Origin of the sequence: Cellulosimicrobium sp. XJ-DQ-B-000 (assembly GCF_031119065.1) — a bacterium.
Lineage (GTDB): Bacteria > Actinomycetota > Actinomycetes > Actinomycetales > Cellulomonadaceae > Cellulosimicrobium > Cellulosimicrobium funkei.
This window is the reverse complement of the sequence record NZ_JAVHYN010000002.1, coordinates 194,003-217,484: the sequence shown is the minus strand read 5'-3', so window position 1 is coordinate 217,484 and position 23,482 is coordinate 194,003. Positions and strand designations below refer to the sequence as shown.

At 75.7% G+C, this 23,482-nt stretch carries 19 protein-coding genes; 11 read left to right on the top strand and 8 right to left on the bottom strand.

The features are described from left to right. The first annotated feature begins 227 nt into the window (after positions 1 to 227). From RDI86_RS04830 to RDI86_RS04820, 3 genes are all read left to right on the top strand, one after another. Positions 228 to 827, top strand: coding sequence for a hypothetical protein (locus RDI86_RS04830; RefSeq protein WP_043655142.1), 600 nt, complete (start codon positions 228 to 230; stop codon positions 825 to 827). A 631-nt stretch (positions 828 to 1,458) separates the two neighbouring features. Beyond that, positions 1,459 to 2,079: a DUF47 domain-containing protein gene (locus tag RDI86_RS04825; protein WP_021482999.1), complete on the top strand. Its 621-nt coding sequence runs from the start codon at positions 1,459 to 1,461 to the stop codon at positions 2,077 to 2,079. 5 nt (positions 2,080 to 2,084) lie between these two features. Further along, the gene (locus RDI86_RS04820) at positions 2,085 to 3,086 is read left to right on the top strand and encodes an inorganic phosphate transporter (protein ID WP_021482998.1); all 1,002 of its coding nucleotides are present in this window, start codon (positions 2,085 to 2,087) and stop codon (positions 3,084 to 3,086) included. Positions 3,087 to 3,213: 127 nt separating this feature from the next. Here the strand turns inward: RDI86_RS04820 and RDI86_RS04815 are convergent, their stop codons facing one another. From RDI86_RS04815 to mshD, 3 genes are all read right to left on the bottom strand, one after another. Beyond that, a complete protein-coding gene (locus RDI86_RS04815; RefSeq protein ID WP_308820845.1) occupies positions 3,214 to 4,251 on the bottom strand; it encodes an NUDIX domain-containing protein in 1,038 nt (345 codons plus the stop codon). Positions 4,252 to 4,254: 3 nt separating this feature from the next. Next, positions 4,255 to 6,519: an RNA degradosome polyphosphate kinase gene (locus tag RDI86_RS04810; protein ID WP_076403461.1), complete on the bottom strand. Its 2,265-nt coding sequence runs from the start codon at positions 6,517 to 6,519 to the stop codon at positions 4,255 to 4,257. A 66-nt stretch (positions 6,520 to 6,585) separates the two neighbouring features. Beyond that, complete coding sequence (mshD, locus tag RDI86_RS04805) at positions 6,586 to 7,605, bottom strand: mycothiol synthase (RefSeq protein WP_308820843.1); 1,020 nt, start codon at positions 7,603 to 7,605, stop codon at positions 6,586 to 6,588. A gap of 222 nt (positions 7,606 to 7,827) precedes the next feature. On the opposite strand from mshD, the gene RDI86_RS04800 reads away from it, so the two are divergent. The 3 genes from RDI86_RS04800 (at position 7,828) to RDI86_RS04790 (ending at position 11,970) form a co-directional block, all read left to right on the top strand. Then, positions 7,828 to 9,123, top strand: a complete 1,296-nt coding sequence (locus tag RDI86_RS04800) for an MFS transporter (protein WP_308820842.1) — start codon at positions 7,828 to 7,830, stop codon at positions 9,121 to 9,123. Between the two features lie 161 nt (positions 9,124 to 9,284). Continuing rightward, complete coding sequence (locus tag RDI86_RS04795; protein WP_308820841.1) at positions 9,285 to 10,493, top strand: FAD-dependent oxidoreductase; 1,209 nt, start codon at positions 9,285 to 9,287, stop codon at positions 10,491 to 10,493. Between the two features lie 40 nt (positions 10,494 to 10,533). Further along, a complete protein-coding gene (locus RDI86_RS04790) occupies positions 10,534 to 11,970 on the top strand; it encodes an MFS transporter (RefSeq protein WP_308820840.1) in 1,437 nt (478 codons plus the stop codon). A gap of 101 nt (positions 11,971 to 12,071) precedes the next feature. On the opposite strand, the gene RDI86_RS04785 is transcribed toward RDI86_RS04790, so the two are convergent. Beyond that, positions 12,072 to 13,019 carry a pentapeptide repeat-containing protein gene (locus tag RDI86_RS04785; protein ID WP_308820839.1) on the bottom strand — a complete coding sequence of 316 codons (948 nt, stop codon included), beginning with the start codon at positions 13,017 to 13,019 and terminating at the stop codon, positions 12,072 to 12,074. Positions 13,020 to 13,161: 142 nt separating this feature from the next. Continuing rightward, complete coding sequence (gene acs, locus RDI86_RS04780) at positions 13,162 to 15,192, bottom strand: acetate--CoA ligase (protein WP_021482659.1); 2,031 nt, start codon at positions 15,190 to 15,192, stop codon at positions 13,162 to 13,164. Positions 15,193 to 15,625: 433 nt separating this feature from the next. Here acs and RDI86_RS04775 point away from each other — a divergent pair, with 433 nt between their 5' ends. From RDI86_RS04775 to RDI86_RS04765, 3 genes are all read left to right on the top strand, one after another. After that, positions 15,626 to 16,210, top strand: a complete 585-nt coding sequence (locus RDI86_RS04775; protein WP_308820838.1) for a LuxR C-terminal-related transcriptional regulator — start codon at positions 15,626 to 15,628, stop codon at positions 16,208 to 16,210. A gap of 125 nt (positions 16,211 to 16,335) precedes the next feature. Next, on the top strand, positions 16,336 to 16,809 hold the full coding sequence (locus tag RDI86_RS04770; RefSeq protein ID WP_061266568.1) for a hypothetical protein: 474 nt from the start codon (positions 16,336 to 16,338) through the stop codon (positions 16,807 to 16,809). Positions 16,810 to 16,876: 67 nt separating this feature from the next. Further along, complete coding sequence (locus tag RDI86_RS04765; RefSeq protein ID WP_021483279.1) at positions 16,877 to 17,593, top strand: hypothetical protein; 717 nt, start codon at positions 16,877 to 16,879, stop codon at positions 17,591 to 17,593. 82 nt (positions 17,594 to 17,675) lie between these two features. Here RDI86_RS04765 and RDI86_RS04760 read toward each other — a convergent pair whose 3' ends face one another. The 3 genes from RDI86_RS04760 to RDI86_RS04750 form a co-directional block, all read right to left on the bottom strand. Continuing rightward, positions 17,676 to 18,497 (bottom strand): RNA methyltransferase, encoded by an 822-nt coding sequence (locus RDI86_RS04760; protein ID WP_308820837.1) that lies wholly within the window; start codon positions 18,495 to 18,497, stop codon positions 17,676 to 17,678. Positions 18,498 to 18,499: 2 nt separating this feature from the next. Beyond that, positions 18,500 to 19,972, bottom strand: a complete 1,473-nt coding sequence (locus tag RDI86_RS04755) for an NAD-dependent malic enzyme (RefSeq protein ID WP_308820836.1) — start codon at positions 19,970 to 19,972, stop codon at positions 18,500 to 18,502. 414 nt (positions 19,973 to 20,386) lie between these two features. Then, positions 20,387 to 21,208 (bottom strand): HAD family phosphatase, encoded by an 822-nt coding sequence (locus RDI86_RS04750; RefSeq protein WP_061266569.1) that lies wholly within the window; start codon positions 21,206 to 21,208, stop codon positions 20,387 to 20,389. Between the two features lie 141 nt (positions 21,209 to 21,349). On the opposite strand from RDI86_RS04750, the gene RDI86_RS04745 reads away from it, so the two are divergent. Continuing rightward, positions 21,350 to 22,066 carry a pilus assembly protein FlpE gene (locus RDI86_RS04745; RefSeq protein WP_308820835.1) on the top strand — a complete coding sequence of 239 codons (717 nt, stop codon included), beginning with the start codon at positions 21,350 to 21,352 and terminating at the stop codon, positions 22,064 to 22,066. Positions 22,067 to 22,146: 80 nt separating this feature from the next. Further along, on the top strand, positions 22,147 to 23,451 hold the full coding sequence (locus RDI86_RS04740) for a TadA family conjugal transfer-associated ATPase (RefSeq protein ID WP_374990516.1): 1,305 nt from the start codon (positions 22,147 to 22,149) through the stop codon (positions 23,449 to 23,451). The last annotated feature ends 31 nt before the right edge of the window (positions 23,452 to 23,482 follow it).

The window sequence follows — 23,482 nt, the reverse complement described above, 5'->3', positions numbered from 1 at the left end:
CTCCGTCCCGGAGCCGGTGGCAGCTCCTGTCGTCCCTCTGTCGTCACTGTAGGGCGGGGTGCTGACCGTGGCGCGGCGAACGAGGTCCGGCCCCGAGCACCCCCCGGAGGCTGCGCGCGTCGCGGGCCCGGGTGGAGACTGGGCGGGTGCCAGACGACGTCCCCACCCCCGGAGCCCGGCCCGACCCTGGTCGGTCCGACCGCACGCAGCGACCCCGCCGCCCCGCCATGCTCGACCCGCGCGACGCCGACGAGCTGCCCGGCGAGCTCGACCCCGCGCTCCGCGACCGGGTCGCGCACACCACCGCGCACGCGATCGTGCACCGCGCCCGCGACACCGAGGACCCGGAGGTCGTCGAGCGGCTCGTCCACCTCGTCGAGACCGAGGGCCTCGACGTCGTGGCCGGCCTGTGGTCCGACGCCGCCCCCAACTCCCTGCCGGGGGCACTCTGGCGGCTCTACGTGCTGCGCGAGTGGGTGCGTCGCGACCCGCAGACCGTCACCCTCCGCTACCGGCTCGGCGTCGACGCGGCGCCCGTCCACGAGGCCATCGCGGGCGTGCCCCGGCCGCCGGGGCCGCAGGACGTGCGCGACCTCGCCGACGCGGTGCTGTCCGGCGTCTTCACGGGCGACCTCGCGGTCGCGCTCGAGCGCGCGGGGTCGTTCTGCCGCATCCTCGCCACCGGCGCCGCGTTCGACGCCGACGCGCGCGAGGTCGCCGACCCCGACGGCGCCCTGCGCACGACCCGGGGCGCGGGCTCGCTGCTGCGGACCGCCCAGGAGCTCGAGCACGCCGCCGAGCTCTGGCGCGCCGACCGCCTCGACTGAGCGCGCGTCCCTCCCGCCGCGGAGGCCCCGGTCGTCGCCGAGCAGGCGAACCTGGCGCGTCCGTGCCACCTGACGCGCCCGGACCGCCTGCTCGACCGACCGGGACCACCTGGTCGGGCCCGTCCGGACCCCGCGGGCGCGAGGGTGCGGGATCGACGGCGCGCCCGCACGGCGGGCGAAGGCGGTCTCGCGGAGCGCGAACACGGGTACCCCGAGCGGGGTGCGGCACGTACGATGGATCTCGACGCCGGGCCGCGGTAGCCCCGGGCTCCACACTCAGCCGCTACGAGCGGCCACGCGCCGAGAGGCGCTCCCGGTCCGGCGTCACTAACTTCCCCCTCGCGCCCACCGCGCACCGCCTCTCGTGCGGTGCGCGGGCGCGGTGGTCGCACCGGCGACGAGGCCGGGCGCAGGCTGTGGGCGTCCTGAGCATCCGGGACCTTGGGCCCGACGATTCCAGCATCGCTCCGCGCGTCGGCTACATTTGACGAGAGTTCGACGTGCGTTCACCGAGAGATCATCCGACCAGAGATCGTGACCACCCCGGCCGTCCGGTCCTCCCGGCGGTCGAGCGGCCCCCGCGGCCGACGCCAGCTCAGACCCCTACCCCGCGTCCCTTCCGGAGCCCCCCGTGCGCCTGCGCCTGACACCGCGCGACACCTCGTTCTTCGACCTCCTCGCCGCCTCGGCGCAGCACCTGGTCACAGGGTCCACGCTCCTCGCGGAGCTGCTGGGGGCGGACCGCCCCACGCGCAAGCAGCTCGCGAAGCAGCTGAGCGAGACCGAGCACCTCGCGGACGACGCGACGCACTCGATCATGCGACGCCTCAACCAGACGTTCGTCACGCCGTTCGACCGGGACGACATCTACGCTCTCGCGTCGGCGCTCGACGACTGCATGGACTACATGGAGGAGGCGGCCGACCTCATCGTCCTCTACAAGGTCGACGAGCTCCCGGCCCGCGTGTCCGAGCAGGTCCAGGTGCTCCAGCGGGCGTCGGAGCTCACGGCCGAGGCGATGCCGCGCCTGCGCTCGATGGACGACCTCCCCGAGTACTGGGTCGAGGTCAACCGCCTGGAGAACCAGGCGGACAAGGTCCACCGCAAGCTGCTCGCCGAGCTCTTCGACGACGTGTCCGACCCGGTCCTCCTCATGAAGCTCAAGGAGATCGTGGAGGTCCTCGAGCAGGCGGCCGACGCCTTCGAGAAGGTCGCCAACACGGTCGAGACCATCGCCCTCAAGGAGTCCTGAGCCCCGTGGAGGCAGTGCTCGTCGTCGTCGTCGTGGCCTTCGCCCTGGCGTTCGACTACACGAACGGGTTCCACGACGCCGCGAACGCCATCGCGACCTCGGTGTCGACCCGGGCCCTCACACCGCGCGCGGCGCTCCTCATGGCGGCGGTGTTCAACCTCATCGGCGCGCTGCTCGGCACGGCCGTGGCGCAGACCATCGCGGAGGACATCGTCGCCGTCGGCGACGTGCCACCCCACCAGGGTCTCGTCATCGTCCTGTGCGGGCTGGTCGGCGCGATCACGTGGAACCTCATCACGTGGTGGCTGGGCCTGCCGTCGTCGTCGACGCACGCGATCATCGGCGGCCTCGCGGGCGTCGGCCTCGCGTCCGGGATCACGGTGCACTGGGACGCGATCCTCGACAAGGTCGTGCTCCCCATGATCTTCTCGCCGCTGATCGGCTTCGGCCTCGCGTTCGCGCTCATGGTCCTGCTGCTGTGGGTGTTCCGGAACGCGGCGCCCGCCCGGGCGTTCCGCCGGTTCCGGATCGCGCAGACGGCCTCCGCCGCCGCGATGGCGCTGGGCCACGGCCTGCAGGACGCGCAGAAGACGATGGGCGTCATCGTGCTCGCCCTCGTGGCGGGCGGGTTCCAGGACGACAACACGATCCCGCTGTGGGTCAAGCTGTCGGCCGCGACGGCGATCTCGCTCGGCACCTACGCGGGCGGCTGGCGCATCATGCGCACGCTCGGCCGCAAGATCATCGAGCTCGACCCGGCGCGCGGCTTCGTCGCCGAGTCGGTGTCCGCCGTCGTGCTCTACGCCAACGCGTTCATCTTCCACGCGCCCGTCTCGACGACCCACACCATCACCTCGGCGATCATGGGTGTCGGCGCGACCAAGCGCCTGTCCGCGGTGCGCTGGGGCGTCGCCAAGAACATCGGCGCCGCGTGGGTGCTGACGATCCCCGCCGCCGCGCTCGTCGCGGCCGTCGTCTACTGGATCCTCAGCCCGATCCTGCTCTGACCCCAGGGCACCGGGGACGCCGGTCCCCCCGCACGACGACGGCGCCCCGTCGGAGGCCTCGCGGCCGCCGGCGGGGCGTCGTCGTGCGACCGGACGTCGCCCGCTGGGGGACGCCGGCGCGCGGGTCTCAGTGCAGCGGCGGGGCGACCTTCTCCGCCGCGACGACGCGCGGGCCCTTGGGCGTGCGTGCCACGTGGGCCACGATCATCTCGCCGGGATCGAGGAACGGGTCGTGCGCGGGCAGGGCGTTCGCGACCGGCCGCCGCGAGTGCTGGCCGAGGACGTCGAGCACCGTGGGCAGCACGGGCCGGTGCGTGCACAGCACCGACGACCGCTCGGCTTCGAGCAGCTCCCGGACCGTCCGCGCGACGCGCGCGGGCGAGCGCTCGTGCTGCGCCTCGGTGAGGTGGTCGATGCTGACCGTGGCGAGCCCGGAGGCGGTCGCGTACGGCGCGATCGTCTGGGCGCAGCGGTCCCACCGGCTCGTGACGATCGTCTCGACGCCGTAGGCCGCGAGCACCGGCACGAGCGCGACCCCTTGGGCGTGGCCCGCGGGCGTGAGCGGGCGGTCCTGCTCGTCGCCGTGCCACGCCGACCGCGCCACGGCCTTGCCGTGGCGCGCGATGACGACGACGTGCGTCGCGAGCCGGCCCTCGTCGCGCTCGCGCACGAGCGCCTCGAGCGGCGCCCGGTCGGCCTGCCGCGTGAGGCGCCGCGCGGCGTCGTCCGTGGAGAGCCACGCGGCGCGATCGATCTCCTGGGGCGACACCGGCGGGACGGGGGCGCGCGCGGCGAGCGCGCCGGCGTCGGACCGGCTCGACGCCCGGCGGGCGGCCCAGTAGTGCACGCGCTTCACGCGGCCCTCGGGCGTGAGGTACTGCAGCCCAGGGAGCGGGACGCCCAGCACGACCGGCTTGCCCGTCTCCTCGGCGACCTCGCGCGCCGCGGCCGCCTGGAACGTCTCGCCCGGGTCGAGCTTGCCCTTGGGCCACGACCAGTCGTCGTAGCGCGGCCGGTGGACGAGGCGCACCTGCAGCTCGTCGTCGCGCACGCGCCACACGAGGGCACCGGCCGACTCGATGACGGGCGCGTGCGACACGTGCGTCGGGCCGAGCGTGTCCACGAGCGGCACGCCGCCGCGGAGCGCGGAGGACGGCACTCCCATCCGCTACCGCCTCCCGACGAGCCGGCGGCGCTGTCGCTGGACGAGGCTGGCCTGGAGGTCGACGAGCGGCGAGCCGTCGGGCGCGGTGTCGGGGCGGTGCCACGTGCCGTCGGCGTCGAGGTGCCACGACGCGGTGCGCTCGGACATCGACGCGTCGAGCAGGTCGAGCAGCTCCATGACCTGGTCGGGGTCGGTGATGCGCACGAGGGCCTCGACGCGGCGGTCGAGGTTGCGGTGCATGAGGTCGGCCGACCCGATGAACACCTCCGGGCCGCTCTCCGGCCCCTCGCCGATGGCGGGGCCGGCGGAGTTGGCGAACGCGTAGATGCGCGAGTGCTCGAGGAAGCGCCCGAGGATCGAGCGCACGCGGATGTTCTCGCTCAGCCCGGGCACGCCCGGGCGGACGGCGCAGATGCCGCGCACCACGAGGTCGACCTTCACGCCGGCCTGCGACGCCCGGTAGAGCGCGTCGAGCGTCGTCTCGTCGACGACGGAGTTGACCTTGATCTTGACCCACGCCTCGTGGCCCTCGCGCGCGGCGACCGCCTCGCGGTCGATCCGCTCGACGAGGCCGGAGCGGACGGTGCGGGGCGCGACGAGCAGCCGGTGGAACCGCGACTGCGGCGCGTACCCGGAGAGCTGGTTGAACAGGCGCGTGAGGTCCTGCCCGACGTCGGGGTCGCACGTGAGCAGGCCGTGGTCGGTGTAGAGGCGCGCCGTCTTCGGGTGGTAGTTCCCGGTGCCGACGTGGCAGTAGCGGCGCAGGCCGTCCGACTCCTGGCGCACGACGAGCGAGAGCTTGCAGTGCGTCTTGAGCCCGACGATCCCGTACACGACGTGCACGCCCGCCTGCTCGAGCTTGCGTGCCCACGAGATGTTGGCCTGCTCGTCGAACCGGGCCTTGATCTCGACGAGCGCGAGCACCTGCTTGCCCGCCTCGGCCGCGTCGATGAGCGCGTCGACGATCGGCGAGTCGCCCGACGTCCGGTACAGCGTCTGCTTGATCGCGAGCACCGCCGGGTCGGCCGCCGCCTGCTCGAGGAAGGTCTGCACCGACGTCGAGAACGAGTCGTACGGGTGGTGCAGCAGGACGTCGCGCTCGCGGATCGCGGCGAACACGTCCGTCGGTGACGAGCTCTCCACCTCGGCGAGGAGGCGGTGCGTCGTCGGGACGAACGGCGGGAAGTGCAGGTCGGCGCGGTCGAGGTCGGCGATGACGTTGAGCCCGGTGAGGTCGAGCGGCTCCGGGATCTCGTACACCTCCTCCTCGACGACGCCGAGCTCGCGCACGAGCAGCGCGCGGATGCGCGGGCTGATGCCCGGCGTGAGCTCGAGGCGCACGGGCGGGCCGAACCGGCGGCGCAACAGCTCCTTCTCCATCGCCTGGAGCAGGTTCTCCGCGTCGTCCTCCTCGACCTCGACGTCCTCGTTGCGCGTGACGCGGAACAGGTGGTGCTCGCGCACCTCCATGCCGGGGAAGAGGTGGTCGAGGTGCTGCGCGATGACCTCCTCGATCGGCACGAACGACGTCGGCCCGCGGTCGGGCGACGCCGTCTGCGACGTCGGCGCGCTCGGGCGTCCTCGCGCGTCCACGGCGATGAACCGCGGCAGCAGCGGCGGCACCTTGACGCGCGCGAAGTGCTCCTTGCCGGTCGTCGGGTTCGCCACCACGACCGCGAGGTTGAGCGAGAGCCCCGAGATGTACGGGAACGGGTGCGCCGGGTCGACGGCGAGCGGCGTGAGCACGGGGAAGATCTGCTTGCGGAAGAACTTGTGCAGGCGCTCCTGCTCGCGCGTCTCCAGCTCGTCCCAGTGGACGAGCGTGATGCCCTCGGCGGCGAGCGCCGGCTGGACGTCGTCGGCGAAGACCCGCGCGTGCCGCGCCATGAGCTCGTGCGCGCGCTCGCTGATCGCGTCGAGCACCTGGCGCGGCGACAGCCCGGAGGCGGCCGTGACCGCGATGCCCGTCGCCATGCGGCGCTTGAGGCCGGCGACGCGGACCATGAAGAACTCGTCCAGGTTCGACGCGAAGATCGCGAGGAACCGCACGCGCTCCAGGAGCGGCTGGCTCGGGTCCTCCGCGAGCTCGAGCACGCGCTGGTTGAACGCGAGCCAGCTGAGCTCGCGGTCGGCGAACCGGTCGTCGGGCAGCGGACCGAGGTCGAGCTCCGCACCGACCGGTTCGATCTCGGGTTCCTCGGCGATGTGCTCCGCGATGTGCGCGGCGAGGTCCGGGTCGAGGGTGCGCTGCGTGGACGTGTCGGTCATGGGTTCATGGTGGCACCAGTTGATGAACGGTGCGTGACGCGGGTCACCGTTCGGCCGGTGCGGGGGTCAGCGGGCAGGTCGGGCGTACTGCACGTGCACGGCGCGCCGCACGAACCCCGCCCGCTCGTAGGTCCGCACCGCCGGCACGTTGTCGCCGTCCACGTACAGCACCGCCGTGCGTGCCCCGCGCGCTGCGAGGTGCGCGAGCCCGACGGCGGTCAGCAGCCGCCCGAGCCCCTCGCCCTGGGCGGACGGGACCACCCCGAGGACGTAGATCTCGCCCTCGCGCGCGGCGTCCGGCTGGCCCGTCGGGATCTTGGTCCAGACGAACCCGACGAGCTCGGGCGCACCGTCGCCGGGCGCCGGGTCGCGCTCGAGGAGCAGGAGCCCGGCGGCGTCGAACCAGTCCTCGCGCATCCGCGCGCGCAGGTCGTCGACCGTGAGCCGCCCCTGCTCCGGGTGGTGCGCGAACGCGAGCGCGTTCGCCCGCACCCACGCCGCGTCGTCGTCCCCGGGCACGAACGCGCGCAGCCGCAGACCCGCCGGGACGGCGGGGCGCGGGTGCTCCGCCGGGCCGCCCAGCGGGCGCTCGAGCACGAGCAGCTCGCGCACGACGCCGTACCCCGCCCGCGCGGCGAGGGCCTGCGCCGCGGGCAGGTCGCCGTGGGCCCACACGCGCAGCGGCGGGACGTCCCTGCCGGGGGAGGGCGCGCCGTCCGTCGCGGCCCCGTCCGGGCCGTGCTGGTCCGTGGTGCGCTCGGACGGGCGCGGCTCGACGGCACGGTCCGCGGCGCTGCCCAGGAGGTGGAACCCGAGGCCGTGGCCACGGTGCGCCGGGCGCACGACGAGCTCCGCGCTCGGCGCGTCGCCGCGCTTGTCCACCTGGGCGTAGCCCGCGAGCTCGCCCCCGCGCCACGTGAGGAGGTGCACGACGTCGTCGGTCGCCTCGCGCAGGTTGAGCAGCGGCTGCTCCGAGAGGGGAGCCACGCCGTCCTCCCGCTCCGCCGCCGCGGCGAGGTCGTGGACCTGCGCGATCTCGACGTCGTCGATGAGCGGCCCGGTGTGCCAGAGGATCGCGGTCTCCACCGGTCCATCTTGCCCCCGGCGCCCGCGCACGACCGAACGCGCGCCGCCGGCGCCCGCGGGACGCCGTCCTCGTGGCGGGAAGGTTCGGAACCGAGTGACGGTTGTCACGTCCGTGAGCGAGCGGCCGTGAGGCGCGGGACCCGGGGGGGCCGCGTCGGCCTGCCCGCCCCGCCGACCTCCGGCCGGTCGGACGGCAGCGAGGGGCCGGAGAGGCAGGGCGGCATGGGCGCGTGCGCGGTCGAGGAGGCGGCGGAGGCCGCAGCAGGGCGGGTCCCCGTCCCGGTGACGGTCCCGGCCCGGCCGGTCGGGGAACCGACGGAGCCGGCCGTCTGGTCGCGGGACTTCCGGTACTACTTCACCGCGCGCAGCGCGGGGCTGCTCAGCTGGGCGATACTCCCGGTCGCGGTCTCGGCCGGGCTGCTCGCGTCGGGCTACGGGCTCGCGGTCGCGGGGTACGCGATGGCGTTCCTCGTCGCGCCGTTCGCGGGGCTCGTGCTCTTCGGCGGCGTGCTCGCCGACCGGTTCACCGCGCGCCGGATGATGATCGTCGCCGACCTCGCGAACCTCGCCGCGCACGTGCTCCTCGCGGTGCTGTTCGTGCGGGGGATCGACCACCTCTGGCACCTCTACGCCCTCCTCGCGGTCGCCGGCACGGCCAACGCGCTGTTCCAGCCCGGCGCCGCGTCGACCGTGCCGCTCGTCGCGCGCGACGTCCAGGGGGCCAACGGCGTCCTGCGGACCTCCGAGGCGATCACCGGGCTCGGCGGCCCGGCGCTCGCGGGCGTCCTCGTCGGGTTCGGGTCGACCGGCGGGGTGATGATCCTCTCCGCCGTCGCCTATGCGACGAGCGCGCTGTGCCTGCTCGCGCTCCGGCTCGGCGTCGTGCCGGCGCCCCCGGCGGGCGCGGGCCTGTGGCGCAGCCTGGCGGTCGGGTGGCACGAGTTCCGCTCCCGCACGTGGCTGTGGGGCGTCGTCGTCATCTGGATGGTCTACGCGGTGCTCGCCTGGGGGCCGCAGCTCCCCCTGGCGGCGAGCGTCGTCGTGCCGACGCACGGGGCGACCGCGTTCGGCGTGCTCAACAGCGCGCTCGGGGTCGGGACCGTGGTCGGCGGGCTGCTCGCGATCCGCTACCGGCCGCGGCGGCCGCTCGCCGCGGGCGCCGTGGCGCTCGTGGCCTACCCGCTCTACCCGCTCGGCCTCGTGCTGGGCTGGCCGGTCTGGGCGCTCGCCGTCGCGCAGGTGCTCGTGGGCGTCGGGGTCGGGGTGTGGGGCGTCATGTGGGCGACGAGCGTCCAGACGCAGGTGCCGGGCGACGTGCTCAACCGGGTCCACGCCTACGAGGTCGCGGGGTCGGTCGGGATGTACCCGATCGGGGCCGCGCTGGCCGGTCCCGCCGTCGCCGCGTTCGGGACGGACCGGGTGCTCCTGGTGGGCGCGGTCGTGGGGACGCTCACGGTGGTGGCGCTCCTCGCCGTCCGGCCGATCCGCACGCTCGGGCGGGTCCCGGACCTCCCCTGAGCGCGGGCCGCACGCGCGGCGGCGCGAAGCCGAGCACGGGGTTGCCCGCCGTCGACCACGGGGTTGTCGTCGTGAAGAGTGCGATGACGACGGCAACCCCGTGTTCGGCACCTCACCTCGGGCCGGGGAAGGTTCTGTCGGGGCGGGTCGTTGTGGTCGGCGTGAGCGAGCGGAACCAGGGGCGAGAGACGGCGGCACCGGGCACGGCGGGCGCGGACCTGCTCGGCCCGGGCGGGGCTGTGCACGACGTCGTGGTCGTCGGTGCGGGCCAGGCCGGGCTGTCGGCGGCGTACCACCTGCGGCGCGCCGGGCTCGACCCGCTCGTGCTCGACGGCGGTCGCGGCCCGGGCGGCGCGTGGCAGGACCGCTGGGACTCGCTCACCATGGCCGAGACGCACGCGGTGCACGACCTCCCGGGCGTCCCGCTCCGGGCCGGCGACCCCGGCGAGCGCGCCAACGTCGCCGTCCCGCGCTACTACGCCGCGTACGAGCGGGAGAACGACCTGCGCGTGGTGCGGCCCGTCACGGTGCACGACGTGCGCGACGACCCCGACGACCCCGCGCTCCTGCTGGTCCGCGCCACGGTCGGCGCCGGGCCGGACGCGCGCGACGTCGTCGTCCGCACGCGCACGCTCGTCAACGCGACCGGCACGTGGACCCGCCCGTTCTGGCCGCGCTACCCCGGGATGGAGACGTTCCGCGGGCGCCAGCTCCACACGCACGACTTCCGCGCCGCCGAGGACTTCGCGGGGCAGCACGTGGTGGTCGTCGGCGGCGGGGCGTCGGCGACGCAGCTCCTGCTCCAGATCGCGCCGCACGCGTCGGGCACGACGTGGGTGACGCGCCGCGAGCCGGTGTGGGTCGAGGAGGAGTTCTCGCCCGAGCTGGGCCGGGCCGCCGTCGCGCGCGTTGCGGAGCGCACGGCCGCGGGGCTGCCGCCCGGGAGCGTCGTCTCGGTCACGGGCCTGCCGCTCACGCCCCGCTACCGCGCGGGGATCGCGAGCGGGGTGCTGCGGCGTCGGCCGATGTTCGAACGCGTCACGGCGACCGGCGTCGAGTGGGCACCCGGCGCGAACGACGACGGGCTCCTGCACCAGCCCGCCGACGTCCTCCTCTGGGCCACCGGGTTCCGGGCCGCGCTCGACCACCTCGCGCCCCTCGGCCTGCGCGCGCCCGGCGGCGGGATCGTGCTCGACGGCACGACGGCGGCGAGCGACCCGCGCGTCCAGCTCGTCGGCTACGGGCCGAGCGCCTCGACGATCGGGGCCAACCGGGCGGGACGCGAGGCGGCGCGCGGCGTGCTGCGGGCGCTCGGCCGACAGCCCGGTCGCAGCCCTGCGGCAGGATCTCGGCGGCCGGTGGCGGTGTGAGGGCTCGTCAGCGCCCGCCGCGGAGCCCTAGCGTGCACCCGTGAGCACCGAGTCCTCCCCGGCCCCCGACCCGCACCCCGCCCGCGGGCCCGCCCCGACCGCCGTCGACGCGCCCGCCCTCCCGACGCAGCGCCGCACCCTGACGACCCTCGCCGCGACCCAGGTGCTGTCCGGTGTCGGGGTCGCGAGCGGCATCGCCGTCGCACCCCTCGTGGCGTCGGCGCTGTCCGGGTCCGACGCGATCGCGGGGCTCACCTCGACCTCGGGCGTCGTCGGCGCGGCGCTCGTCGCGCTGCCGCTCGCCCAGGTCGCGGGCCGGCGCGGCCGGCGGCCGTCGCTCCTGCTCGGCTTCGGCCTCGCGACGGGCGGCGCGGTGCTCGCGACGGTCGCCGTCCTGCTGGGCTCGTGGCCGCTGCTCGTCGTGGCGATGCTGCTGTTCGGCTCCGGCACGGCTGCCGGTCTCGCCTCCCGCTTCGCCGCGACGGACCTCGCGACGCCGCAGCGCCGGGCCCGCGACCTGTCCGTCGTGGTCTGGGCGACGACCGTCGGGTCCGTCGTCGGGCCGACGCTCGCGGGCGTCGCCGACCGGGTCGCCGGGCCCGCCCTGCGCCTCGGGGACGCGCACGCCGAGCACGGGAGCGCTGCGGGGAGCACCGCCCCGAGCGCGGCCCCGTTCGTGCTCGCGACGCTCGCGTTCGCCCTCGCGGCGACCGTCGTCGCGGTGTGGCTGCGCCCGGACCCGCTGCTCGCGTCGCGCGCACCGTCGGGGGCGGGTGCGGCGGGGTCTGTCGCGGAGGGTCCCGGCGCGGCGGGCTCCGGTGCGGCCGGTGGCGACGGGGGTGCGCCGGGTGCGGGCGGTGCGCCGGGCCCGGCGTCGTGGCGCGACGGCCTGCGCGCCGGCTGGGCCGTCGTCGCGGCCAGCCCGACGGCGCGCCTCGCGCTCGGCGCGATCGTGCTGAGCCACCTCGTCATGGTCGGCCTCATGTCCATGACCCCGGTCCACATGAACCACGGCGGCGCGACGCTCCAGGTCGTGGGGCTCGTGATCAGCGCCCACATCGCGGGCATGTACGCGCTGAGCCCCGTCGTCGGGTGGCTCGCGGACCGGCTCGGGCACGCGCGCGTGCTGTACGCCGGGGGCGCGCTGCTCCTCGCGGCGGCGGTCGTCGTGGCGGGCGCGCCGGGCGAGGACTCCGCGCGCCTCACGGTCGGCCTGGTGCTGCTGGGGCTCGGGTGGTCGTGCGGGCTCGTCGCCGGGTCGGCGCTGCTCGTCGACGCGACGCCCGGGCCGTCGCGCACCGCCGTGCAGGGCCTGTCGGACCTCGCGATGAACACGGGCGGCGCCGTCGGCGGCATCCTCGCCGGGGCGATCATCGGGTTCTCGTCCTACGGCGCGCTCGCGTGGGGAGCGGCGGCGCTCGTCGTCGTGTGCGCGGTCGTGGCGGCCCCGCTCGCGCGGCGGGCCGCGCTCCGCTGACGACCGCCGCCGAGATCGGCACCCTGAGGTGGGATCGGCGGTCGCGACTGCCGATCCGGTCTCCCGGTGCCGATCTCGCGGGTGCGCGGCCGCGGGATGCGTCAGGCGAGCACGGCCGGGAGCGCCGTGCGCTCGTCCCGGCGGACGGCGCCGACCTGCGCCGGGGTGAGGAACAGCGCCCGGGAGAGGTCGGTGCCGCGGGCGTTGGCGCCCCGCAGGTCGGCGCCGAGCAGGTCGACGGCGTCGAGCCGGGCCCCGCGCAGGTCGGCACCGAGGAGCAGCGCGCCCCGCAGGTCCGACGCCGTGAGGTCCAGCCCGCGGAGGTCCGCGCCGACGAGGTCCGCCCCCGGCCGCAGCCGACGACGCACCCCCGCGCTCGGAGCCCGGAGTGCCGTCGGGGCGTCGGACCGGGCGGTGCCGTACGGCGACGCGGCGCCGCGGCGGCCGGCCCGGCGCTGGCCGTCGCGCGCCTGCCAGCCGTCGCGGGCCGCGTCGCGCACGAGCGCGCTCGCCCGGTCGACCAGCGGGCCGACGGCGCGACGGAGCTCCCCGACGTCGAGCGCGAGCAGGTCCGCCGCGGCGAGGTCGGCCAGGGGTGCGGTGCGGTCGAGCGACTGCCGGGCGTCGTCGTGCACGGCGGCGGCCGCGGGGAGCGCGAGCACCTCCGCGAGGTACCAGAGCAGCTCCTGGAGCTGCGTGACGACGGGCAGGGCGGCGAACGCGTCGCGCGCGGCGGCGGGGTCGTCGCGCCAGGTCGCGCCGTCGTGCGCCGCCCGGACGGCGGCCGTCACGCGCTGGCCCGCGCCCAGGCAGTCGTAGGCGACGCAGCCGGGGAAGCCGGACTCGGGCAGCCGGGCGTGGATGCCGCAGCCGAAGTCCGTGCGCAGGTTCGGGCAGGGCGTGCCGGCGGGCTTGTCGATCGCGAAGTCGGCGGACCGCACGAGGTGCAGGCCCACGCAGCACAGGCCCGTGCAGCGGGAGCAGTCGCTGCGCAGGTCGAGCTGCTCGACGAGGAGGGCGCGGCCGTCGGCCGCGGGGACGCGGGGCACGCCTCGACGCTACGCCGTCGCGGGGATGCCGGGCACGGGCATATCGCCGTGCGCAGCGGCCGGGCGGTCGGCGCACGAGAACGGGGCCGGTGCCGTCATCGCGCGGACGACGGCACCGACCCCGTGGTCGGCGAGCGGCGCGTCAGTCGTCCGACGACGACGGCTTCTGCAGGCCCGCCGAGATGAGCTCCATCACGGACGAGTCCGCGAGGGTCGTGGCGTCGCCCACCGTCCGGTTCTCCGCGACGTCCCGCAGGAGGCGGCGCATGATCTTGCCGGACCGCGTCTTCGGGAGCTCGGGCACCACGAGGATGCGCTTCGGCTTGGCGATCGGGCCGATCTCCTTCGCGACGTGGTTGCGCAGCTCGGTCTGCACGGCCGCCGCGCCGTCGGCGTCGGACGCCCGGCCGGCGTGCTCGCCGCGCAGGATGACGAACGCGACGACGGCCTGGCCCGTGAGGTCGTCGCTCGCGCCGACGACCGCGGCCTCCGCGACGATCTCGTGCGAGACGAGCGCCGACTCGATCTCCGTGGTGGACAGGCGGTGGCCCGAGACGTTCATGACGTCGTCGACCCGGCCGAGCAGCCAGATGTCGCCGTCCTCGTCCTTCTTGGCGCCGTCGCCCGCGAAGTAGATGCCCGGGAAGCGCGACCAGTACGTGTCCTTGAAGCGCTCGAGGTCGCCCCAGATGCCGCGCAGCATCGACGGCCACGGCTCGGACAGCACGAGGTACCCGCCGCCCCCGTTCGGCACGGAGCGCGCCTCGTCGTCGACGACGTCCGCCACGATGCCCGGCAGCGGCACCTGGGCGGAGCCCGGCTTGGCCGCCGTGACGCCCGGCAGCGGCGAGATCATGATCGCCCCCGTCTCCGTCTGCCACCACGTGTCGACGATGGGCGTGCGGTCGCCGCCGATGACGCGGCGGTACCACATCCAGGCCTCGGGGTTGATGGGCTCGCCCACCGACCCGAGCACGCGCAGCGACGACAGGTCGAACTTCGCGGGGATCTCCTCGCCCCACTTCATGCACGCACGGATCGCCGTCGGCGCGGTGTAGAGGATCGAGACCCGGTACTTCTCGACGATCTCCCACCAGCGGCCCTGGTGCGGGGAGTCCGGGGTGCCCTCGTAGATCACCTGCGTCGCGCCGTTGAGCAGCGGGCCGTAGACGACGTACGAGTGGCCCGTGACCCAGCCGATGTCGGCGGTGCACCAGTAGACGTCGGTGTCGGCCTTGAGGTCGAACACGTTGCGGTGCGTGTACGCGGCCTGCGTGAGGTAGCCGCCCGTGGTGTGGAGGATGCCCTTGGGCTTCCCCGTGGTGCCGGACGTGTAGAGGATGAACAGCGGGTGCTCCGCCTCGACCCACACCGGCGTGTGCGTCGTGTCGGCGGCCTCGAGCGCGTCGTGCCACCACACGTCGCGGCCCTCGGTCCACGCGGTGTCCTGGCCGGTGCGGCGCACGACGAGGACGTGCTCGACCGTCGTCGGCTCCGCGCCCTCCTTCGGCGCGAGCGCCTCGTCGACCGCGGGCTTGAGCGCGGAGGCCGCGCCGCGGCGGTAGCCGCCGTCGGCCGTGATGACGAGCTTCGCCTCGGCGTCGGCGATGCGGCTGCGCAGCGCGTCGGCGGAGAACCCGCCGAACACGACCGAGTGCGGGGCGCCGATGCGCGCGCACGCGAGCATCGCCACGACGGCCTCGACGACCATCGGGAGGTAGATGACGACGCGGTCGCCGGTCTCGACGCCGAGGGCCGCGAGCGCGTTGGCCGCGCGCGAGACGTCGCGCTGCAGCTCGGCGTACGTGACCGTCCGGGTGTCGCCCGGCTCGCCCTCGAAGTGGATCGCGACCCGGTCGCCCAGACCCGCCTCGACGTGGCGGTCCACCGCGTTGTACGCGGCGTTGAGCGTGCCGTCGGCGAACCAGCGCGCGACGGGCGCCTGCGACCAGTCGAGGGTCTCGGTGAACGGGGTCTGCCACGTGACGAGGTCGTTCGCCTGCCGCGCCCAGAACGCGAGCCGGTCGGCCCGCGCCTCCTCGTACAGCTCGGGCTGCGCGTTCGCCTGCGCGGCGAACTCGGGGCTCGGGGGGAAGCTCCGGGTCTCGTGGAGGAGGTTCTCCAGGCTGGACGTGGTGGCCGCTGCTGCGGCCTCGGGCTCGTTCTCTGGCACGCTGACCTCCGGTGCGCATCGACTCTGGTGCGGTCCCGCCGACCGCGGCGGCCGCCCGGGGGCGGCGTGACGGTACGACGGTACGACGGGGCGGACGGCCGCACGACCGGGGCCCCGACCTGGCGAGTGTAGACCTCCTGCGGTGAGCGCGGTCACATCCGTCCGGGATTCGGCGAGAGTGCTCGCAAAGGAACGGGCGAGCGCCCCGGACGGCGGGGGAGCGCGCCGTCGGGCGACCCGCCGGGCACCCCGGCGCGCTGTTGCCGCGCACGGGGTGGTGACCCACCATGGGCTCACGTTCCTCGCGGAGCGTGCGGCCTCACGGCGAGGCACAGGGGGCGGGTTGGCGTACGCGGCGGTGCGGGGCGCGCGGTCGCGCCCTGCCGCGCCCGCACGCCGGGACGACGGTGTCGACGTCGCGTCCCGGGACCGCGTGCTCGCCGTCGCCGTGGCCGCCGGGCTGCGCGCCGTCGGCCGCTGCGGGGCGCGCACGGTCCCCGAGGACGCCCTCCGGCCGGGGTCCGGCGGCCGCCGCGGGCTCGTGCTCGTGGCCGACGACGCCGGGTCCCTCCCCGGCCCGCCGCTGCTCGCGGTCCTGCGGCGCCCGGGCCCGGTCGTGGTCGTGGGCGGCGCGGTCGCCGCGGACCGGCTGCTCGTCGCCGCGCGCGCCGGCGCGCTGGTCGTCGCCGCGGAGCGCCCGTTCGGCGACCAGGTGCGGACGGTCGCCCGCATGCTCGCGGGGGACGTGCGCGCGGGCGACGCGCTGCTGGTGGACCAGCTCGTGGGGGTCGTGCGCGACCGCCGGGCGGTGGCGTCGCTCACGGGCCGGGAGACCGAGGTGCTGGAGCACCTCGCGGGCGGACGGTCGGTGGCCGAGATCGCTGCTGCGCTCGTGCTGTCGGTCGCGACCGTGCGCGCCCACGTCCGCTCGATCCTCGGCAAGCTCGGCGTCTCGTCGCAGCTCGCGGCCTCCGCCGCCCTGGCGCGGGCACGGGGCGGCCGTCCCGTCCGCGGATAGTCAGAACTGACGATGTGGGGCGGTCGGCGCCCGGCGGATCCTGGCGACGGACCCGGACGAAGGCACCGGGCCGACGGCGGGGCGACGCAGCCCCGCCGACGCACGAGAGGGGGCACGACATGCTGGTGGTCTGCACACAGGACGACGACATCCGCGAGGCCGTCGAGGAGCACGGTTCCGGGGCGGACGCGTGGGGCGAGGTCGTCCTGCTTCCGAAGGGCTCACGGGCCGCGGCGGAACGGGCGCTCGTCGCGGCGCTCGCGACGGCGCGGGGCCCGGTCTGCCTGTCCGCGCACGGCAACGACGAGGAGATCGGCGACGAGGGGAACGGCGCCGACGACTGGGGGTGGAACCGGCGGCAGGTCGCCCGGCTCCTCGCCCGGGCGCCCGGGCCGGTCGGCCCGGTGCTCGTGCACGCGTGCGCCGAGAACGTCTCCAACTTCTCGGCGGGGCTCGCCCTCGCGCTCGAGGAGGAGCGGGCGCTCGAGGGCGTCTGGGTCTACGGCTACAACCGGCCCGTCCCGGCGGACGCCCGCTACCCGCGGCCGGACGCGCTGAGCAGGCAGGTCGACCTGCAGGGCACGCAGGTCGTCTTCTGACCTCGCGCCACGGGGGCGGGGCGGTCGCCGCGCTCCGACACCGCACCACACGTCATCGGAGGAAGTCATGTCGCTCGTGAGAGACATCGTCAAGCAGTTCGACAACAGCGACGAGCTCGCGCAGACGCAGCGCGAGGTCGTGGAGTCGCTCGCCCGGCTCGGCGAGACGAAGGCCGAGCTGTTCGAGGCGAAGATCCAGGAGTCGCTCCGCGGGGCGGGAGGCACGAACTCGACCGTGCCCATCACGTCCATCCTCGCGTCCAAGAAGGAGGTGCACGCCTTCACGTCCACGTCGACGGAGCACCTCGCCGACACCGTGAAGTCGTCGCTCAAGTCGTTCGTCTCGGGGACGGCGGACAGCATCATCGACGGGGTGGGCGGCCTCATCTCCGAGGCCCTCACCGTGTTCCTCGGCGGCGCGTCGGCGTCGACCGGCACGATGGAGGAGTACTACGTCGTGACCGAGGGCCTGTCCATCGTCCGGGTCGACCTCAAGGCGTGGTACCTCAACGTCTCGGCCCGCGGCATCTACGAGAAGATGGAGCGCATCAGCGCGTTCGTCGCGGTCAAGTCCACGGTGGACCTGACGAAGATCGACTTCAACACGTTCCTGTACCTCTACCAGAACCAGCTGACCGCGGCTCACCTCGACAAGAACCAGGTCAAGCAGGCGCTGCAGGAGGCGAAGGAGATCTACCAGGAGTTCAACGGGGCCGGCCTGCGCACGCAGGCGGTGCACCACATCACCCGGGCCCCGGGCAGCACGGCGCCGCGCTCGTCCTGACGCGGGGACGACGGCGGGTGCGGCGCCCCCCGGGACGCCCCACCCGCCGTCGGGCGTGCGCCGACCGACGCCGTGCGTGCCGTCAGCGCGCCCGGCGCTGGCGCACGGCCTCGTACAGCACGACCGTCGTCGCGCTCGCGGCGTTGAGCGAGCTCGCCGAGCCGAGCATGGGGATGCTCACCATGACGTCGCACGCCTCGCGCCAGCCCGCGCTGAGGCCGGTGGTCTCGTTGCCCGTGACGACGAGCGTCGGTCCGGTGAGGTCGTGGTCGGCGAGCTCGACGTCGCCGTGCTCGTCGGTCCCGAGCAGGGTCAGCGGGACCCCGGAGGAGCGCTGCGCGGCGACCCAGTCGAGGACGTCGCGCCCCGCGGGGACGCGGACGGTCGGGACGGAGAAGATCGAGCCGGTGCTCGCGCGCACGGCGCGCGGGTCGTACGGGTCGGCCGCGTGCCCGGCGACGACGAGCCCGCTCCCGCCGAACGCGTCGAGCGACCGCGCGACGGTCCCCACGTTGCCCGGGCTCGTGGGTCGGTCGAGCACGACGCCGAGGAAGTCGGCGTCCACGGTGCCGCCGCCGATCCGGCCCAGGTCGTCGGGCGGCGTCGCGACGACGGCGAGGAGCTCGGGCGTCTCGTCCTCCTTGCCGCCGAGCTCGCGGAGGAGCGCGGACGACACGGCGAACCGCTGCGCGCGGACCCGGTCGAGCATCGCGTGGGCCCACGACGACAGCGACCGGTCGGCGTCGACGAGCCACGTCCGCACGGTCCACCCGGACTCGACGGCGAGCGTGATGGGCCGGACCCCCTGGACGACCATCTCGCCCGCCCGGTGCCGCTTCGTGCGGTTGGTGAGCAGGGCCTCCCACTGCTGGAACGCCGCGTTGCGGGTCGTGACGCGCTGCACGCTCAGGCCTCCGGGGCAGTGGTCGGGGCGGACGTCGTGGTCGCGACGCGCGTGAGGCCGCCGGTCAGCGCGGGAGGCTCGGCGACGCCGTCCTCGCGCGCGGCGCGCTCGACCGCCGCGGCGACGAGCGTCGTCACCTCCGGGTTGAACACGCTCGGGATGATGTAGGTCGGGTTGAGCTGGTCCTCGTGGATCGCGGACGCGAGCGCGCGGGCGGCGGCGAGCAGCATCGCGTCGGTGATCCGGTGCGACCGCGCGTCGAGCAGGCCGCGGAACACGCCCGGGAACGCGAGCACGTTGTTGATCTGGTTCGCGAAGTCGGAGCGCCCGGTGCCGACGATGGCCGCGTGCTCCGCCGCCTCGACCGGGTCGACCTCGGGCCGCGGGTTCGCCATCGCGAAGACGATGGCGTCGGGGGCCATGCGCGCGACGTCGTCGCCCGTCAGGACGTCGGGGGCGGAGACGCCGATGAACACGTCCGCGTCGACGACGGCCTCGCGCAGCGTGCCGGTGACGCGCCGCGGGTTCGTGTTGACCGCGGTCCACGCGAGGGACGGGGACAGGCCCGGGCGGCCCGGGTGCACGACGCCCTCGATGTCCGCGACGACGACGTCGTGCGCGCCCGCCGCGAGGAGCAGCTTGAGCACCGCGGTCCCGGCCGCACCCGCGCCCGAGAGGACGATGCGCACGTCGGGCAGCTGCTTGCCCACGACCTTGAGCGCGTTGGTCAGCGCGGCGAGCGCCACGATGGCCGTGCCGTGCTGGTCGTCGTGGAACACGGGGATGTCGAGCTCGGCCCGCAGCCGCGCCTCGATCTCGAAGCACCGGGGGGCCGAGATGTCCTCGAGGTTGATGCCCGCGAACACGGGCGCGATCGCCTTGACCGTCCGCACGATCTCGTCGACGTCGGTCGTGTCGAGCGCGATGGGGAACGCGTCGATGTCCGCGAACCGCTTGAACAGGGCCGCCTTGCCCTCCATGACGGGCAGTGACGCGAGCGGGCCGATGTCGCCCAGCCCGAGCACGGCCGACCCGTCGGTGACCACCGCGATGGTGTTGCGCTTGATCGTCAGGCGGCGGGCGTCGTCGGGCTTGGCGGCGATGGCCTCGCACACGCGCGCGACGCCCGGCGTGTAGATCATCGACAGGTCGTCGCGGTTGCGGATCGGCACCTTGGACTCGATCTTCAGCTTGCCGCCCAGGTGCAGCAGGAACGTGCGGTCGGAGACGCGGTCCACGACGACGCCCGGGAGCGCGCGCAGCGCCTCGACGATCTGCCCGGCGTGCTCCTCGCCGCGCGTCGCGACCGTGACGTCGACGGTGATGCGCTCGTGGCCCGACGCCGTCACGTCCAGGGCGGTGACGATGCCCCCGGTGTGCTCGATCGCCGTCGTCAGCTCGCTCACGGCGGTGGGGCGGGCCTCGACCTGGAGGCGGGCGGTGATGGAGGAGGAGACACTCGGCGCTGATGTCATGGGCCCCAGTATCGCCCGGCCGGCGGGCCGCGACGCGGGAACGGGGCGCGTGAGCCCGGACACGACGACGGCGCCCTCGCGGACGCCGTGGTCGCCAGCGGCGGCGGTGAACAGGCGCGCTCGCTCCAAGTCGCTGCAACGGGTCGGGGGCCGTCGTGGCCTGGTCCGCTCCGGTCAGCGCGTCCTTCGGTGGACTGCCCTGCGCGTGGGTACCGCCGCGGTGCTGTTGTCCTTCCATCACAGCCCGCCGGGGCGGCGGGCGCAAGCGCTCCGGGGGTTCTTCCACACCGTGTTCTAGCGGGGTTCGAACACGCCGGTGCGGTTGGTCCGGGAGGTCCGGATCGGGCCCTTCGGCGGTCGTCCGCGCGGGCCGGACGGGCGGCTCAGCCGCGCGGGCGGCGACGCTGAAGAGGGTCAGCCGCGCGAGCGTCGGCGCCAGGCCCGCCACACGAGCCACCCGACGACGCCGAGCCCGACGAGGCCCGCGGCGGCGAGCACCGGCGTCGGCGCCGCGAGCTGCGAGCGCAGGGCGACGGGCCGCGAGAACGTCAGCGCGCCCCACCCGTGCTCGGCGGCGAGACGACGCAGCGTCCGGTCGGGGTTGACGACGAACGCGTGGCCGACGGCGCTCAGCATCGGCGCGTCCGTCACGGAGTCCGAGTACGCGTAGCTCGCCGCGAGGTCGTAGCCCTCGCGCTCCGCGAGCTCGCGCAGCGCGACGGCCTTGTTCTCGCCGTACGCGTAGAAGTCGATCGCGCCGGTGTAGCGACCGCCCTCGACGGCCATCCGGGACGAGATGGCGTGGTCGGCACCGAGCACCGCGGCGATGGGCTCCACCACCTCGCTCCCCGAGGCGGAGACGATGACGACGTCGTGCCCGTGCTCGTGGTGCGACTCGATGAGCTCGACCGCCTCCGCGTACACGACCGGGTCGATGTGCTCGTGGAGCGTCTCCTCGACGATGCGGGAGACGGTCGCGACGTCCCAGCCGGTCACGAGGTTCGACAGGTGCGCACGCATGCGCTCCGTCTGGTCCGCGTCGGCCCCGCCCACCATGAACAGGAAGTGCGCGTACGCGCTGCGCAGCACGTCCCCGCGGTTGATGAGCCCGCCCGCGAAGAACGGCCGCGAGAACGCCGCGGCCGACGACGTCGCGATGATCGTCTTGTCCAGGTCGAAGAACGCGGCGACCCGGCCGGCGCGCGGCGGGTCCGTCGGGTCCGGGAGCGGGGTCACGGTCGCGAGCCTAGCGGCGGAACGTGGCCGTCCCCAGGAGCGCTCGCCGACCGGCCCGTCCCCAGGGCGGGTCGGGGGCCGACGGCGGCCCTCGCCCAGAGGGCACGGTGGTCCCCGGTCGACGGAGGGCGGGGGAGCGCGATGGACGGAGCGGTCGTGGCGGTGGTCGGTGCGCGCGGCGGGGCGGGGGCGAGCGTCGTCGCCGCGTCGTTGGCCCGGGCGGTCGCGCGGCGGCGGGCGCCGACGTGCCTGGTCGACCTCTCCCTCGTGGGCGGGGGCCTCGACGTCCTGCTCGGCGTCGAGCAGGACCCGGGCGTGCGCTGGCCGGACCTCGCCGACGCGCGGGGTCGGATCGACGGCGACGACCTCCTCGCGCGCCTGCCCCGCTGGGGCACCGTGCCGGTCGTCAGCACCGAGCGCGGCGGAGGCCCGGAGCAGGCGGCGCTCGCCGACGTCGTCGCCGCGCTCGCCGAGGCCACGGCGGCGAGGTCCGGGGTGCTCGTGCTCGACGCCGACCGCGCGGCCCTCGGGGCGGGTGCGGCCGGGGCGTCGCTGCTCGAGGCGTGCGACGAGGTGCTCCTCGTGACCCCGCTCGACGTCGCCGGGGTCGCGGGCGCCGCTGCGGTGCGCGACCGTCTGCCGGGCCGGGCCGCCCTCGTCGCGCGCGGCCCCGCACCCGGTCGGCTCTCGCCGCCCGAGGTGGCCGCCGCCGTCGGGCTCGACGTCGCCGCCACCGCCGGGTGGGACCGCGCGCTCGCCGGCGCGGTCGAGCGGGGGCACGGACCGTGCGTCGGGCGCGGGCCGGTCGTCCGGGCCGGTCGCGAGCTCGCCGCGCGCTACCTCGGGCCCGCCCGGTGAGCGGTCGGGAGGCGCGTGCGCCGCGCGGTGGGCGTGGTCGTGACGGGGGTGCCGCGGACGGGGCGCAGAGCCGAGGAGAGGTGCCGCCGCGTGCCGAGCGCGGCCGGGTCGCCCTGCTCGACGGGGTCCGGGACCGCCTCGTGCGGTCGGGCGACGAGCCGGGCGGCGCCACCGAGGCGCTCGGCGACGCGGCCGTCGCGGACGCGCTGCGGGCGTCGGGCCGGGTGCTCGGCACGACCGCGCTGCGCGAGCTGACCCGGACGGCCCACGCGGAGATCTTCGGGGCCGGGCCCCTCCAGCGGTACCTCGACGAGCCCGGCGTGACGGACGTGCTCGTCAACGGGCCCGACGACGTGTGGGTCGACCGCGGCGCCGGGCTCGAACGGGTCGAGGTCGCGCTCGGCGGCCCCGAGGCCGTGCGGGCGCTCGCGGTGCGCCTCGCCGCGGCGGGCGGGCAGCGGCTCGACGACGCGTCGCCCGTCGTCGACGCCCGCCTTCCGGACGGGACCCGGTTGCACGCCGTCGTCGCGCCCGTGTGCGCGACGGGGGCCGTCGTCTCGCTGCGCGTCCTGCGGACCCGGACGTTCCGGCTCGACGACCTCGTGGCGGGCGGCACCGTCCCGCACGCGTGGGAGCCGGTGCTGCGCGGCCTCGTCGCGCGGCGCGCGAACGTCCTCGTCTCCGGCGGCACCGGCACCGGCAAGACGACGCTCCTCGCCGCCCTCCTCGCGCTCGTCCCGCCCGACGAGCGGGTCGTCTGCGTCGAGGAGGCGCGCGAGCTCGACCCGGACCACCCCCACGTCGTCCCGCTCACCGCGAGGCGTCCCAACGTCGAGGGCGCGGGCGGCGTGGACCTCGCCGACCTCGTGCGCGCCGCGCTGCGCATGCGGCCCGACCGCATCGTGCTCGGCGAGTGCCGCGGGCCGGAGATCCGCGAGGTGCTCATGGCGCTCAACACGGGCCACGACGGCGGCCTCGCGACGATCCACGCCAACGACGTCGGGGTGGTCCCCGCCCGGCTGGAGGCGCTCGCAGCGCTCGCCGGGATGGACCGGGCCGCCGTCGCCGCGCAGGCCGCGGCTGGCCTCGATGTCGTGCTGCACCTGCGCCGCGTCCGCACGGCGGGCACGACCCGGCGCGTCCTCGCGCAGCTCGGCGTCGTGCGGCAGGACGAGCGCGGCGCCCTGCGCGTGGACGTCGCGGGGTCGTGGGACGGGACCGTCGTGCCGCCGGGCGCTGGGTCGCCGCGCGGCGGGTCGCCGGGCCTTGGGTCGACGGCAGGCGGGTCGCCGGGAGGCGGGTCGCCGGGCGGCGGGTCGCCGGGCGCGGCGGGGCCGGTCGCGGGACCGGCGTGGGACGAGCTCGTGGGGCGGTGGTCCGCATGACGCGATGGCGTGCCGGGGGCCTCGGCATCGG